Origin of the sequence: Polaromonas sp. DSP2-3-2b2 (assembly GCF_049895905.1) — a bacterium.
In the GTDB taxonomy this organism is placed as follows: Bacteria; Pseudomonadota; Gammaproteobacteria; order Burkholderiales; family Burkholderiaceae_C; genus Polaromonas.
The window spans coordinates 67,298-79,620 of the sequence record NZ_JAFCTH010000006.1; the positions used below are offsets into that span (position 1 = coordinate 67,298).

At 57.1% G+C, this 12,323-nt stretch carries 20 protein-coding genes and 1 tRNA gene; 3 read left to right on the forward strand and 18 right to left on the reverse strand.

The features are described from left to right. The first annotated feature begins 60 nt into the window (after positions 1–60). From ACP7AD_RS07260 to ACP7AD_RS07270, 3 genes are all read left to right on the forward strand, one after another. Positions 61–447: a hypothetical protein gene (locus tag ACP7AD_RS07260; RefSeq protein WP_426147878.1), complete on the forward strand. Its 387-nt coding sequence runs from the start codon at positions 61–63 to the stop codon at positions 445–447. A 38-nt stretch (positions 448–485) separates the two neighbouring features. Continuing rightward, complete coding sequence (locus ACP7AD_RS07265; RefSeq protein WP_426147879.1) at positions 486–1,676, forward strand: phospholipase A; 1,191 nt, start codon at positions 486–488, stop codon at positions 1,674–1,676. Positions 1,677–1,900: 224 nt separating this feature from the next. Further along, positions 1,901–3,247 (forward strand): cation:proton antiporter, encoded by a 1,347-nt coding sequence (locus ACP7AD_RS07270; RefSeq protein ID WP_426147880.1) that lies wholly within the window; start codon positions 1,901–1,903, stop codon positions 3,245–3,247. 63 nt (positions 3,248–3,310) lie between these two features. Here the strand turns inward: ACP7AD_RS07270 and ACP7AD_RS07275 are convergent. From ACP7AD_RS07275 to rplN, 18 genes are all read right to left on the reverse strand, one after another. Continuing rightward, a tRNA-Met gene (locus ACP7AD_RS07275) sits at positions 3,311–3,387 on the reverse strand. Positions 3,388–3,405: 18 nt separating this feature from the next. After that, complete coding sequence (rplQ, locus tag ACP7AD_RS07280) at positions 3,406–3,804, reverse strand: 50S ribosomal protein L17 (protein ID WP_029526385.1); 399 nt, start codon at positions 3,802–3,804, stop codon at positions 3,406–3,408. Between the two features lie 86 nt (positions 3,805–3,890). After that, on the reverse strand, positions 3,891–4,883 hold the full coding sequence (locus tag ACP7AD_RS07285) for a DNA-directed RNA polymerase subunit alpha (RefSeq protein WP_029526387.1): 993 nt from the start codon (positions 4,881–4,883) through the stop codon (positions 3,891–3,893). A gap of 94 nt (positions 4,884–4,977) precedes the next feature. Then, positions 4,978–5,601 (reverse strand): 30S ribosomal protein S4, encoded by a 624-nt coding sequence (gene rpsD, locus ACP7AD_RS07290; protein ID WP_036806691.1) that lies wholly within the window; start codon positions 5,599–5,601, stop codon positions 4,978–4,980. A 130-nt stretch (positions 5,602–5,731) separates the two neighbouring features. Then, positions 5,732–6,136 (reverse strand): 30S ribosomal protein S11, encoded by a 405-nt coding sequence (rpsK, locus tag ACP7AD_RS07295; RefSeq protein ID WP_011799771.1) that lies wholly within the window; start codon positions 6,134–6,136, stop codon positions 5,732–5,734. A gap of 13 nt (positions 6,137–6,149) precedes the next feature. Next, a complete protein-coding gene (gene rpsM, locus ACP7AD_RS07300) occupies positions 6,150–6,515 on the reverse strand; it encodes a 30S ribosomal protein S13 (RefSeq protein ID WP_029526390.1) in 366 nt (121 codons plus the stop codon). Between the two features lie 25 nt (positions 6,516–6,540). Next, positions 6,541–6,654: a 50S ribosomal protein L36 gene (gene rpmJ, locus ACP7AD_RS07305; protein ID WP_028820150.1), complete on the reverse strand. Its 114-nt coding sequence runs from the start codon at positions 6,652–6,654 to the stop codon at positions 6,541–6,543. A gap of 85 nt (positions 6,655–6,739) precedes the next feature. Next, on the reverse strand, positions 6,740–8,047 hold the full coding sequence (secY, locus tag ACP7AD_RS07310; protein ID WP_426147881.1) for a preprotein translocase subunit SecY: 1,308 nt from the start codon (positions 8,045–8,047) through the stop codon (positions 6,740–6,742). A gap of 19 nt (positions 8,048–8,066) precedes the next feature. Further along, positions 8,067–8,498, reverse strand: a complete 432-nt coding sequence (rplO, locus tag ACP7AD_RS07315) for a 50S ribosomal protein L15 (protein WP_426147882.1) — start codon at positions 8,496–8,498, stop codon at positions 8,067–8,069. 66 nt (positions 8,499–8,564) lie between these two features. Next, on the reverse strand, positions 8,565–8,747 hold the full coding sequence (rpmD, locus tag ACP7AD_RS07320; protein ID WP_029526393.1) for a 50S ribosomal protein L30: 183 nt from the start codon (positions 8,745–8,747) through the stop codon (positions 8,565–8,567). A gap of 13 nt (positions 8,748–8,760) precedes the next feature. After that, positions 8,761–9,279 carry a 30S ribosomal protein S5 gene (gene rpsE / locus ACP7AD_RS07325; RefSeq protein ID WP_011799766.1) on the reverse strand — a complete coding sequence of 173 codons (519 nt, stop codon included), beginning with the start codon at positions 9,277–9,279 and terminating at the stop codon, positions 8,761–8,763. Between the two features lie 17 nt (positions 9,280–9,296). Beyond that, the gene (rplR, locus tag ACP7AD_RS07330; RefSeq protein ID WP_011799765.1) at positions 9,297–9,662 is read right to left on the reverse strand and encodes a 50S ribosomal protein L18; all 366 of its coding nucleotides are present in this window, start codon (positions 9,660–9,662) and stop codon (positions 9,297–9,299) included. 11 nt (positions 9,663–9,673) lie between these two features. Next, the gene (gene rplF, locus ACP7AD_RS07335) at positions 9,674–10,207 is read right to left on the reverse strand and encodes a 50S ribosomal protein L6 (RefSeq protein WP_426147883.1); all 534 of its coding nucleotides are present in this window, start codon (positions 10,205–10,207) and stop codon (positions 9,674–9,676) included. Between the two features lie 24 nt (positions 10,208–10,231). Further along, positions 10,232–10,627, reverse strand: coding sequence for a 30S ribosomal protein S8 (rpsH, locus tag ACP7AD_RS07340; RefSeq protein WP_029526395.1), 396 nt, complete (start codon positions 10,625–10,627; stop codon positions 10,232–10,234). 18 nt (positions 10,628–10,645) lie between these two features. Next, complete coding sequence (gene rpsN, locus ACP7AD_RS07345) at positions 10,646–10,951, reverse strand: 30S ribosomal protein S14 (RefSeq protein WP_029526396.1); 306 nt, start codon at positions 10,949–10,951, stop codon at positions 10,646–10,648. Between the two features lie 9 nt (positions 10,952–10,960). Beyond that, positions 10,961–11,500, reverse strand: coding sequence for a 50S ribosomal protein L5 (gene rplE / locus ACP7AD_RS07350; protein WP_011799761.1), 540 nt, complete (start codon positions 11,498–11,500; stop codon positions 10,961–10,963). Between the two features lie 2 nt (positions 11,501–11,502). Then, positions 11,503–11,823 carry a 50S ribosomal protein L24 gene (rplX, locus tag ACP7AD_RS07355; RefSeq protein ID WP_029526398.1) on the reverse strand — a complete coding sequence of 107 codons (321 nt, stop codon included), beginning with the start codon at positions 11,821–11,823 and terminating at the stop codon, positions 11,503–11,505. Positions 11,824–11,835: 12 nt separating this feature from the next. Then, entirely contained in the window at positions 11,836–12,204 is a 369-nt protein-coding gene (gene rplN / locus ACP7AD_RS07360; RefSeq protein WP_007869247.1) for a 50S ribosomal protein L14, read from the reverse strand. Between the last annotated feature and the right edge of the window lie 119 nt (positions 12,205–12,323).

Sequence of the window (12,323 nt, forward strand, 5' to 3'; positions counted from 1 at the left end):
CTTGCATCCTGCGCCAGTGCCCAAAACAGGCATGAAAGCGGGTGCGTGCCGGCGCAGCGCATGAAAGCAGGCCAGTTGCACGGTCGCTGGGCGGTTGCGTTTGCCAATCCGCCAGCCGGACTGCCCGCCCAGGCTACCCTGCTGCTCAAGCGCCATGCCGAATTTTCGGAAAGCCTGGCGGGCACGGTCAGCCGGTCGCTCGGCAGCGCGGCCGGCACGCCTGCCATCGCCGGTCATTCCGCCCAGGCGGCACTGGCCGGCGATCTGGACGAAGGCATTTTGCTGCTCGACGAATCGTCTGACCATGTCAGCATCACCGGCACCTGGAACGGCGAAATGAAGGCCGGTTCGTGCGGCACCGTGTACCAGGGCTACTGGAAAGACACCAGCCGCAGCGCCGTACCCGATGCGCCCGACATTCCCTTCACCTTGACCAAACTCCCTTGATTGCAGGACTCGCTCGCTTGCCCGAGGCTGCCCCCACCATGACATTCAAACTCTTGCCATTGAATCGCCTTTTGCTGACCGCCGGCCTGCTCATGGGCGGCTCGGCACAGGCCCAGACACCGCCAGCCGCACCGCTGCTTCCCGCCAACCGCCCCTCCAGCCTGGGCTGGCAGGCATGCCAGGCCATCAAGGACAATGCCGGCGCCCAGCTGGCGTGTTTTCAGCGATGGGCCGAATCGCAGCTGCCAGCCAACACGCCGCCAGCGTCGATGACCAGCGCACCGGCCGATCCGGCCACCGGCGCGCCCGCCACCCAGATTCTGCTGCTGCCATCGCTCAACACCGAGGCGCCCGACGGCAAGCCCATCGGCTGCCGCAATACCCAGTATTCCGAACTTTCCAGGTTCTGGGAACTTCAGCGCGGCACCGATTGCGACACCTTTGCCGTTCGCGGCTACCGGCCCATGTCGCTCGCATTCGTCATGTCCGGCGGCGTCCATCCCCCGCCGCTGATAGGCGCAGGCACGCCACCGGACTACAAGCATGCCGAAACCAAGATCCAGCTGTCGGTGCGCACCAAGGTGGCCAAAGGCCTGTTCAAGAGCGGCGATGCCGACGCGGACGACCACGATTCGCTGTGGTTTGGCTACAGCCAGCAAAGCTACTGGCAGCTGTTCAGCGGCAACATCTCGCGGCCGTTTCGCACCACCGACCATGAACCAGAAATCATTTATATCTACCCTCACCAGATCGCCCTGCCCGGCGGCTGGGACTACCGGCTCTCGGGCGTCGGACTGGTGCATCAGTCCAATGGCCAGTCGGAGCAGCTGTCGCGCAGCTGGAACCGTGCCTACCTGATGGGTGCTGCGGAAAAAGTTCTAGGTCCCGAGTCCAGCCTGCTTCTGCAGGGCCGAATCTGGGACCGCCTGCGCGAGTCGGCGGCCGATGACGAAAACCCTGGCATTGAAAACTTCATCGGCCGGGCCGAACTCAATGCCATCTGGCAGATCAACAAGGCCAACACGCTGGGCGTCACGCTGCGGCACTCGCTGCGCAGTGAAGCGCGGGGCTCGACCCGGATCGACTGGATGATGGCGCCGGCAGCATCGCCAAACTACACCGGCCTGCGCTACCACGTGCAGCTGTTCAACGGCTATGGCGACAGCCTGCTGGACTACAACAAAAGACGCAATGTACTGAGCGTGGGCCTGAGCCTGGTTGACTGGTGAAACAGCGCCGAGAGATTCCTTAAACGCTATATTTTTAGTAGCAATAAATCGTTTACCGGATTGCGCAGGCGACCTTTTTCATAATAAAAATCTCCCTTGGTCTGGTGCAGCGGACCTGCCCGGTCGCCGCAGGCCGCACCGATCCAGACAAGGCTGCGTGCTTTAAGCTAAGTGGATGATTTCATTCGCTTTACGGCAGCCAGCCGGTTTTTCGTGGTTCTGTCATGGTTGAAATAGACGCCTTTGCGCTGGGCGCGCTCATCATCGGCCTGCTGCTGATTGCCATGACGATGGGCAGCTCCTTTCTCTCCCGGTTACCGCTGAACGCGGCCATGCTCTACCTGGGCGTCGGCGTGGCGGTCGGCCCGTTGGGCCTGGGATTGCTCCAGCTCGATGCCCTGGAAAACAAGGTGATGCTGGAGCGCTTGACAGAAATCGCCGTGCTCATCTCCCTGTTCACCGCTGGAATGAAGCTCGAACTGCCGCTGCGCGACCGGCGCTGGCGAATTCCGGTGCAACTGGCCACTGTTTCCATGATCGTGACCGTGGCGGCTGTCGCGGCACTTGGCGTGTATGGACTCGGCCTGTCGTTGGGCGCTGCTGTGCTGCTGGGGGCCATTCTGGCGCCGACCGATCCAGTGCTGGCTTCGGATGTCCAGGTTTCCAATGCCGGTGACCGCGACCGCCTGCGCTTTGGCCTGACCGGGGAAGGCGCGCTGAACGACGGCACGGCGTTTCCTTTTGTCATGCTGGGCCTGGGCCTGCTCGGTGTGCATGAGCTGGGCGAAGCCGGCTGGCGCTGGTGGACGGTCGATGTGCTTTGGTCGGTCGCTGGTGGCCTGGGACTGGGCTATTTACTGGGAACACTGGTAGGCCGCGCCATCATCTACTTGCGCATGCGCCACCGGGAAGCGTTGCGGTCTGACGAATTCATTGCGCTCGGCTTGATCGCGCTGGCTTATGGCGCTGCCCTGCTTTGCCATACCTACGGTTTTCTGGCGGTGTTCGCCGCCGGCATGGCATTGCGCCGTATCGACGAAGGCTCGTCCCCTGCACCGGCTGCGCAGGCCGGAGCCCAGGACACCACCTCCGAACTGAGCCCTGACGAGCAGGCAGCCTCGGGCGCCGAAGCGCCCGCCAACATGATGAATGCCGTGCAGCGATTCAACAGCCAGCTGGAAAGTTTTGTCGAGGTCGGAATCGTGCTGGCCGTTGGCGTGTTGCTGGCGACCGTTGAATTTGAACGCGACGTGCTGTGGTTTGTGCCAGTGCTTTTCCTGCTGGTGCGGCCGCTAGCGGTTTACGCAGGATTGCTCGGCACGCAGGTCAGCGGATCACAACGCAATTTGATGAGCTGGTTTGGCATACGCGGCATTGGCTCGCTGTATTACCTGCTCTATGCCATCAACCACGACATCGAGCCGGCGCTGGCAGAGCGCCTGCTGTCGGTCACGCTGGCTGTGGTGGTTGCGTCCATCGTCGTGCATGGTATTTCAGTGACGCCGCTGATGCATCACTACGAAACGCGCAAGGCCACCAAAAAGAAGCAACGGATGGAGTCGATGAAATAAAATCCGGAAAACAAAAAGCCTACTTGAAGTAGGCTTTTTGTACTGGTTTTTACAACCAGGTGTTGGTTGCGCGGGCAAGATTTGAACTTACGACCTTTGGGTTATGAGCCCAACGAGCTACCAGGCTGCTCCACCGCGCGGTATTTTATTATTATAGCTTACTTTGCAGCTGCTTCGTCTTTAATTTCTTCCGAAACATCAGGACGATCAACCAGTTCAACCAAAGCCATAGGCGCATTGTCACCCACGCGGAAACCCATCTTCAAAATGCGGGTGTAGCCGCCCGGACGGGTCTGGTAGCGCGGGCCGAGTTCGGCAAACAGCTTGACGACCATGTCGCGGTCACGAAGGCGGTCAAATGCCAGGCGCTTGTTGGCCAGGGTAGGCGTTTTGGCCAGGGTGATCATGGGCTCGACCACGCGGCGCAGTTCTTTGGCCTTTGGCAGCGTGGTCTTGATGGCTTCGTGCTGGAGCAGCGAATTCATCATGTTGCGCAGCATCGCAAGACGGTGCTCGCTGGTGCGGTTAAGTTTACGTAGTCCGTGTCCGTGTCGCATAGTGCTTCCTTTATGTAATATCAAAGCAGCCGTATCAGGTACTGCCCGTGCACTTTCTTGTCCGAAAACAAGAGTTTTAAATCAAATCAGCGCTTGTCGAGGCCGGCAGGTGGCCAGCTTTCAAGACGCATTCCCAGTGTCAGGCCACGGGAGGCCAGTACTTCCTTGATCTCGTTCAGAGATTTTCGGCCCAGATTGGGAGTCTTCAGCAGCTCATTTTCGGTGCGCTGGATCAGATCGCCAATGTAGTAGATATTTTCTGCCTTCAGGCAGTTGGCAGAACGCACCGTGAGCTCCAACTCATCGACCGGACGCAGCAAAATCGGGTCGAACTGCTGCGAACTGCGAGGTGCAGGATCATTGATGATGGCACCGAGCTCATTGCCTTCCAGCTGCGCAAACACCGCCAGCTGTTCGACCAGGATCTTGGCCGATGCACGCACAGCGTCTTCTGCGGAAACGGCGCCATTGGTCTCAATTTCCAGAACCAGCTTGTCCAGGTCGGTACGCTGCTCGACGCGGGCGCTTTCAACGGTGTAGCTGACGCGCTTGACCGGAGAAAAAGAAGCGTCAAGCACAATGCGACCGATCGACTTTGGCGACTCGTCGCCATAGCGGCGAACATTGCCAGGCACATAGCCGCGGCCATTTTCGACCTTGATCTGCATGTCGATCTTGCCGCCGTGCGACAAGTTCATGATCACATGGTCAGGGTTGACAATTTCCACGTCATGAGGCGTCTGGATGTCGGCTGCCGTGATCGGACCTTCGCCATCCTTGCGCAGGCTCAGCGTGACTTCGTCGCGGTTGTGCAGCTTGAAGACCACGCCCTTGAGATTCAGCAGGATGTTGACGACGTCTTCTTGGACACCGTCAATCGAAGAATACTCATGCAGGACACCGGCGATGGTGACTTCAGTTGCGGCATGGCCCACCATGGATGACAACAGCACACGACGCAGCGCGTTGCCCAGCGTGTGGCCATAACCACGCTCGAAAGGCTCCAGAGTCACCTTGGCACGGTTGGTGCCAAGCTGCTCAACATTGATAGTTTTTGGTTTTAACAAATTTGTCTGCATGCAGTCTTCCTCTCAATACCCTCGGCTCGTTACACCGATAAGGCTGGCGAAGCACACCTGGCGGCACGGCAAGCGTGTCGCCAGGAACGGAAAATTAACGTGAATACAACTCGACAATCAACGATTCGTTGACATCGGCAGCAAATTCATCACGATCAGGCACTTTCTTGAAGGTGCCTTCACCCTTGTCAGCATTGACATCTACCCAAGCTGGCAAGCCGACCTGCTTGGCAAGTTCGAGCGCCTCGGCAATGCGGGTCTGCTTCTTGGACTTGTCGCGCACGGCAATCACGTCACCAGCCTTGACCATGTACGACGGAATGTTGACCGACTGGCCGTTGACCGTCATGGCCTTGTGGGAAACCAGCTGACGCGCTTCAGCGCGGGTCGATCCGAAACCCATGCGGTACACCACATTGTCCAGACGAGATTCCAGCACCGACAGCAAGTTCGCGCCCGTGTTGCCACGGCGGCGATCGGCTTCTTCAAAGTAACGGCGGAACTGCTTTTCCAGCACGCCATACATGCGCTTGACCTTCTGCTTTTCACGCAGTTGCAGACCGTAGTCGGAAGTGCGGGTGCCTGAAGTGCGGCCATGCTGACCTGGCTTGGAGTCGAATTTGGCCTTGTCGCTGATCGAGCGACGGGCGCTCTTCAGGAAAAGGTCGGTGCCTTCACGGCGGGAAAGTTTGGCCTTGGGGCCTAGGTAACGTGCCACTTGAATATCCTTTTGTCATCTGCTGCAATTTCTGCAGGAGCCTTCGGCGTGAGCCTGATGGCGGTGGGCTTGGTGAAAATGCTGACGCCCGGCCGATTGCTGAGCAAGCGGCCGGGCGGAACAGCACAAATTAAATGCGGCGGCGCTTTTGCGGGCGGCAGCCGTTGTGCGGAACCGGTGTCACGTCAGCAATCGAATTGATCCGAATACCAAGCGCGCCGAGCGCACGAACAGAAGATTCGCGTCCAGGACCAGGTCCCTTGATTTCAACATCAAGGTTCTTGATGCCCTGCTCGATGGCTGCACGACCGGCCACTTCCGAAGCAACCTGTGCAGCGAAAGGTGTCGACTTGCGCGAGCCCTTGAAGCCCTGGCCACCTGACGATGCCCATGACAAGGCATTGCCTTGGCGATCGGTGATCGTGATGATGGTGTTGTTGAAAGACGCGTGAACGTGGGCAATGCCATCGGCCACGTTCTTGCGAACTTTCTTGCGAACGCGCTGGGCAGCGCTGTTATTGGGTGATTTTGCCATGACGACCTCTTAATTATTTCTTCAAAGACTGAGCAGCCTTACGCGGCCCCTTGCGGGTACGGGCGTTCGTCCGGGTACGCTGGCCACGCATGGGCAAGCCACGACGATGGCGGAAACCGCGGTAGCAGCCGATGTCCATCAGGCGTTTGATGTTCATCGTGGTTTCACGACGCAAATCACCTTCAATGGTGAACTGAGCAATGTGATCCCGGATTTTTTCCAGGTCACCGTCGGTCAGGTCTTTGATTTTCTTGGCGTAATCAATCTCGCAGGCTTCGCAAATTTTGCGAGCGCGCGTGCGACCGATGCCAAAGATTGCAGTCAAACCGATTTCGGCGTGCTTCTGCGGCGGAATGTTGATACCAGCGATACGTGCCATGTGCGTCCTCTAAATCTCTTAAAAATCAGCCTTGACGCTGTTTGTGGCGTGGGTCTGTACAGATCACGCGGACAACGCCCTTGCGACGGATGACCTTGCAGTTGCGGCAAATTTTCTTGACCGAAGCTGAAACTCTCATTTTCTTCTCCTAAACTTTTACTCTGTGCTTACTTGGAACGGAACACGCTAGGTGCTTGCGATAAATCATCGAGCCAGCCAAGACATCACGTCTTGAAGTTAGCCTTTTTCAGCAACGACTCATACTGCTGCGACATCATGTAGTTCTGAACCTGGGCCATGAAATCCATGGTGACTACAACAATAATCATCAACGACGTTCCACCGAAATAAAACGGCACGTTGTACTTCAAAATCAAAAACTCGGGCAGCAGGCATACAAAGGTGATGTAAACCGCGCCAGCCAATGTCAGCCTAACCAGAATCTTGTCAATGTAGCGAGCGGTCTGATCGCCAGGACGGATACCAGGAATGAACGCACCACTCTTTTTCAGGTTGTCTGCGGTTTCACGGCTGTTAAATACCAGGGCCGTGTAAAAGAAACAGAAAAAGATGATCGCGCTTGCATACAACAACACGTAAACAGGCTGGCCTGGAGTCAGCGTACTGGCAATGTCTTTCAACCAGCGCATGCTTTCGCCTGTGCTGAACCAGCCCACCACCGTTGCAGGCAACAAAATGATCGAGGAAGCAAAAATTGGAGGGATCACGCCCGCCATGTTCAGCTTCAACGGAAGATGCGAAGACTGTCCGCCATAAACCTTGTTGCCAACCTGCCTGCGAGCGTAGTTCACAAGAATCTTGCGTTGGCCCCGCTCGACAAATACCACAAAGTAGGTGACCGCCACCACCACCGCCACAATCACGATCGCAATCAAGATACTCATGGCACCGGTACGAACCAGTTCCAGCAGTCCGCCCAGGGCACTGGGCAAACCAGCGGCGATGCCCGCGAAAATCAAGATCGAGATGCCGTTGCCCAAGCCACGCTCGGTGATCTGCTCACCCAGCCACATCAGGAACATGGTTCCTGCTGTCAGGCTGAACACCGCCGTCATCCGAAACCCGAAACCCGGATCGAGAACCAAGCCAGGCGAGCTTTCGAGCGCCACCGCAATGCCCATCGACTGGAACAGGGCGAGCCCAAGTGTTCCGTAGCGCGTGTACTGCGTGATCTTGCGCCTGCCGGCTTCGCCTTCCTTTTTCATCTGCTCGAATGTGGGAACCACATAGGTGAGCAGTTGCATGATGATGGAAGCCGAGATATACGGCATGATGCCCAAAGCAAACACCGTGAATCTTGACAGGGCGCCGCCGGAGAACATATTGAACAGGTTCAATATGCCGCCCTGCTGGCCCTTGAACAGTTCTTTCAATTGACCGGGGTCAATCCCTGGAACCGGGATGTGCGCACCGACACGGTACACGACCAGCGCCAGCAGCAAAAACACAAGCCTGTTGCGCAAGTCGCCGAACTTGCCGGTTTTTGCTATGTTGACTGAGTTGGTTGCCACTGATTGGTTCCGTCAAGTGTTAAGCGATGGAGCCGCCAGCGGCTTCAATCAGGGTCTTGGCGCTTGCCGAGGCAGAAACGCCGGTCAGCTTAACCGCTTTTGACAGCGTTCCAGTGTTGATGACCTTGACGTTCTTGATCTTGTGGCCCACCAAGCCAGCAGACTTCAAGGTCAGCAGGTCCACTTCGGCTAGGCCGAGCTGTTCCAGTGCTGCTAGGGTCACTTCAGCATTGAACTGGAGCAGGTGCGACTTGAAACCGCGCTTGGGCAGGCGACGCTGCATAGGCATCTGACCGCCTTCGAAGCCAACCTTGTGGTAGCCGCCCGAACGGGATTTTTGTCCCTTGTGGCCGCGACCAGCTGTTTTACCCAAGCCAGAGCCGATGCCGCGACCGACACGCCGTTTGGCATGCTTGGCGCCTTCGCTAGGCTTGATTGTGTTTAATTCCATGATGAGTCCTTAAGCCGTCGAGGAAAAAGCTTGGCCGCTAGGCAGCCAGGCCTGTCCCGCAAAGCCTCAAATAATTTTGACCAGATAACTGATCTTGTTGATCATGCCGCGCACTGCGGGCGTGTCCTGCAATTCGCTGACGCTGTTGACGCCGCGCAGGCCCAGACCGCGCACGGTGGCACGATGGGATTCCTGGGTGCCAATCGGGCTGCGAACCAGTTTGACTTTTACTTTGGTTTCTTGGGTCATTTCACTGTCCGCCTTAGCCGAAGATTTCTTCGACTGATTTGCCACGCTTGGCCGCGATGTCGGAGGCCGTGGTGGAATTTTTCAATGCGTCCATGGTGGCGCGCACCATGTTGTACGGGTTGCTCGAACCATGGCTCTTGGCTACGATGTCGGTGATACCCATGACTTCGAACACTGCGCGCATCGGGCCGCCAGCAATGATGCCGGTACCTTTGGGAGCCGGCGCCATCATGACGTTGGCGGCACCGTGGTGACCGAAAACATTGTGGTGCAGCGTGCCGTTCTTCAATGACACCTTGGTCATGTTGCGGCGCGCTTCTTCCATGGCTTTTTGCACGGCTGCTGGCACTTCTTTCGACTTGCCCTTGCCCATGCCGACGCGACCATCACCGTCACCGACCACCGTGAGTGCGGCAAAACCGAGAATACGGCCACCCTTCACCACTTTGGTCACGCGGTTGATCGCGATCATTTTTTCCTTCAGACCATCGTCTGGAGCGTCGTTTTGCGATTTAGCTTGAAACTTAGCCATACTTGATTCCAGTCTGCTTAGAACTGCAAACCAGCTTCGCGAGCCGCATCAGCCAGCGCTTTGACGCGGCCATGGTACGCAAAACCGGCGCGATCGAACGCCACTTTTTCTACACCCGCTGCTTTTGCCTTTTCGGCAATACGCTTGCCAATGGCTTGCGCAGCAGCAACATTTCCACCCTTGCCCGAGCCGCCAATTTCATTGCGCACTTCCACTTCAGCCGTGGAAGCAGACGCCAGAACCTTGGTGCCGTCGCCAGAAATAACACTGGCGTAAATATGCAGATTGGTGCGATTCACGGACAGACGCGCAACGCCTTGATTGGCAATGCGAATACGGGTCTGGCGTGAACGACGAAGGCGCTGCTCTTTTTTGGTCAACATGATGCAGCTCCTTATTTCTTCTTGGTTTCTTTGATCGTGATTTTTTCATCCGAATAACGGATGCCCTTGCCTTTGTAAGGCTCGGGAGGACGGACTGCGCGCACTTCAGCGGCAATCTGGCCTACACGTTGGCGATCAGAACCCTTGATGACCACTTCGGTGGGCGTCGGGGTGGTGACCGTGATGCCCGCAGGCATCGCCATGACCACAGGATGGGAATAGCCCACCGTGAGGTTCAGCTTGTCGCCCTGCGCCTGGGCCTTGAAGCCCACGCCGACCAGGTTCAGCTTTTTCTGAAAACCTGTCGTGACACCGACCACCATGTTGTTCACGAGCTGACGCATCGTGCCGCTCATGGCATTGGCTTCACGGGAATCATTGGCTGGTACAAAAGTCAGCTTGCCGTCTTCACTCTTGATAACAACATGGGCGTTTTGTGTCAGCGCCAGGGTACCCAAGGCACCCTTGACATTGATCTGGTCTTCTTTGATCGCGATGTCCACACCCTGGGGGATGGAAACCGGCATTTTTGCTACACGAGACATTTCAGTTACTCCTCAATGCCGCCGTTAGGCCACGTAGCACAACACTTCGCCACCGGTGCCGGTAGCGCGTGCTTTGCGATCAGTCATGACGCCCTGGGGCGTCGTGACAATTGCCACACCCAGGCCGTTCATGACCTGGGGAATGGCGCCATGGCCTTTGTACACACGCAGGCCGGGGCGGCTGACGCGCTCGATGCGCTCAATCACGGGCTTGCCTGCATAGTATTTCAGGGCGATTTCCAGCTGGGGCTTGCCATCGTTGGGCTTGACGGAGAAGCCATCAATGTAGCCCTCATCCTTCAAAACCTGTGCAATGGCGACTTTGACTTTTGACGACGGCACCAGCACAACGGCTTTTTCAACCATTTGTGCATTGCGGATGCGTGTCAGCATGTCGGCGATAGGATCACTCATACTCATCTGGGGTTCTCCTATTGCTTACCAGCTTGCCTTGGTGATACCAGGGATATCACCAGCAAAAGCCAACTCGCGGATCTTGGCGCGAGCCAGGCCGAATTGACGGAACGTGCCACGCGGACGACCGGTGATCGCGCAGCGGTTGCGCTGGCGCGTCGGGTTCGCGTTGCGGGGCAACTTTTGCAGCTCTTGACGAGCCAGGGCGCGCTCGTCGTCGGTGCGCTTGAAGTCATTGGCGATTGCCTTGAATTCAGCGTGCTTCTTGGCGAACTTGGCGACGAGCTTGTCGCGCTTCAGTTCACGTTGCAGTAGGGCTTGTTTTGCCATCTTGCGCCTTCAGTTCTTGAACGGAAAACGGAAGGCGGTGAGGAGGGCTTTGCACTCTTCATCGGTCTTGGCCGTTGTGGTAATGCTGATATTGAGACCGCGCAAGGCATCAACCTTGTCGTACTCGATTTCAGGGAAAATGATCTGCTCTTTCACGCCGATGTTGTAGTTGCCGCGGCCATCAAAGGCACGACCAGAAATACCGCGAAAGTCACGGACGCGGGGTAAAGCCACGGTCACGAAACGGTCGAGAAATTCATACATCTGCACGCCGCGCAGCGTGACCATGCAGCCAATCGGCAGGTCTTCGCGGATCTTGAATCCGGCGATAGCCTTCTTGGCCTTGGTGACCACGGGCTTTTGGCCAGCAATCTTGGCCATGTCGGCCACAGCGTTGTCCATGACCTTCTTGTCGGCGACCGCCTCGCTCACACCCATGTTGAGCGTGATCTTGGTGATGCGCGGCACCTGCATGGGTGTCGTGTAGCCGAATTTTTCAATCAGGGCTGGCGCGATTTTCTCGCGGTATTGATCTTGCAAGCGTGCCATGTTTATGCAGCCTTAATTTCTTCGCCGCTGGACTTGAAGACGCGCGTTTTCTTGCCGTCAGCCAACAACTTGATACCAACACGATCCGCCTTGCCCGAAGCCGCATTGAAAATGGCGACGTTGGACTGGTGAATCGGCATGCTTTTTTCAACAATGCCACCTGTGGTGCCCTTGAGCGGATTGGGCTTGGTGTGTTTTTTCACCAGGTTGATCCCGTCCACCAGCACATAGCTGTCATCGACGCGCTGCGTAATCGTCCCGCGCTTGCCTTTGTCGCGACCGGTGATCACGATGATCTCGTCGCCTTTGCGAATTTTGTTCATTGCCTCGGGTCCTTACAGAACTTCAGGAGCCAGCGACACGATCTTCATGAACTTTTCAGTGCGCAGCTCGCGCGTCACTGGTCCAAAGATACGGGTGCCGATAGGCTCCAGCTTGGCATTGAGCAGCACTGCTGCATTGCCGTCGAATTTGACGAGCGAGCCATCACCGCGGCGGATGCCCTTGGCGGTGCGAACGACCACAGCACTGTAAACCTCGCCTTTTTTGACGCGGCCACGTGGAGCGGCTTCTTTGATGCTCACCTTGATGACGTCACCAACGCTGGCGTACCGGCGCTTGGATCCGCCCAGCACCTTGATGCACATCACGGACTTGGCACCCGTGTTGTCAGCAACATCGAGTTTGGATTGCGTTTGAATCATTTAAATTGGTTCCCAACTTGCACCGGCATTGGCAGATTGCTGTATGCAAACCACCTGCCAATCAGTCTTGGGCCCGTCGTCCACACTGCAAACCACTTGCAATGCTTCCGCTGGGCAGA

Excerpts from the sequence above, each read along its gene's own strand:
- ACP7AD_RS07260 (WP_426147878.1), top strand. The coding sequence starts at position 61 with ATGAAAGCAGGCCAGTTGCACGGTCGCTGGGCGGTTGCGTTTGCCAAT.
- ACP7AD_RS07265 (WP_426147879.1), top strand. The coding sequence starts at position 486 with ATGACATTCAAACTCTTGCCATTGAATCGCCTTTTGCTGACCGCCGGC.
- ACP7AD_RS07270 (WP_426147880.1), top strand. The coding sequence starts at position 1,901 with ATGGTTGAAATAGACGCCTTTGCGCTGGGCGCGCTCATCATCGGCCTG.
- rplQ (WP_029526385.1), bottom strand. The coding sequence starts at position 3,804 with ATGCGACACGGACACGGACTACGTAAACTTAACCGCACCAGCGAGCAC.
- ACP7AD_RS07285 (WP_029526387.1), bottom strand. The coding sequence starts at position 4,883 with ATGCAGACAAATTTGTTAAAACCAAAAACTATCAATGTTGAGCAGCTT.
- rpsK (WP_011799771.1), bottom strand. The coding sequence starts at position 6,136 with ATGGCAAAATCACCCAATAACAGCGCTGCCCAGCGCGTTCGCAAGAAA.
- rpsM (WP_029526390.1), bottom strand. The coding sequence starts at position 6,515 with ATGGCACGTATCGCTGGTATCAACATTCCGCCGCAGAAGCACGCCGAA.
- rpmJ (WP_028820150.1), bottom strand. The coding sequence starts at position 6,654 with ATGAGAGTTTCAGCTTCGGTCAAGAAAATTTGCCGCAACTGCAAGGTC.
- rplO (WP_426147882.1), bottom strand. The coding sequence starts at position 8,498 with ATGGAATTAAACACAATCAAGCCTAGCGAAGGCGCCAAGCATGCCAAA.
- rpmD (WP_029526393.1), bottom strand. The coding sequence starts at position 8,747 with ATGACCCAAGAAACCAAAGTAAAAGTCAAACTGGTTCGCAGCCCGATT.
- rpsE (WP_011799766.1), bottom strand. The coding sequence starts at position 9,279 with ATGGCTAAGTTTCAAGCTAAATCGCAAAACGACGCTCCAGACGATGGT.
- rplR (WP_011799765.1), bottom strand. The coding sequence starts at position 9,662 with ATGTTGACCAAAAAAGAGCAGCGCCTTCGTCGTTCACGCCAGACCCGT.
- rplF (WP_426147883.1), bottom strand. The coding sequence starts at position 10,207 with ATGTCTCGTGTAGCAAAAATGCCGGTTTCCATCCCCCAGGGTGTGGAC.
- rpsH (WP_029526395.1), bottom strand. The coding sequence starts at position 10,627 with ATGAGTATGAGTGATCCTATCGCCGACATGCTGACACGCATCCGCAAT.
- rpsN (WP_029526396.1), bottom strand. The coding sequence starts at position 10,951 with ATGGCAAAACAAGCCCTACTGCAACGTGAACTGAAGCGCGACAAGCTC.
- rplE (WP_011799761.1), bottom strand. The coding sequence starts at position 11,500 with ATGGCACGCTTGCAAGATCAATACCGCGAGAAAATCGCGCCAGCCCTG.
- rplX (WP_029526398.1), bottom strand. The coding sequence starts at position 11,823 with ATGAACAAAATTCGCAAAGGCGACGAGATCATCGTGATCACCGGTCGC.
- rplN (WP_007869247.1), bottom strand. The coding sequence starts at position 12,204 with ATGATTCAAACGCAATCCAAACTCGATGTTGCTGACAACACGGGTGCC.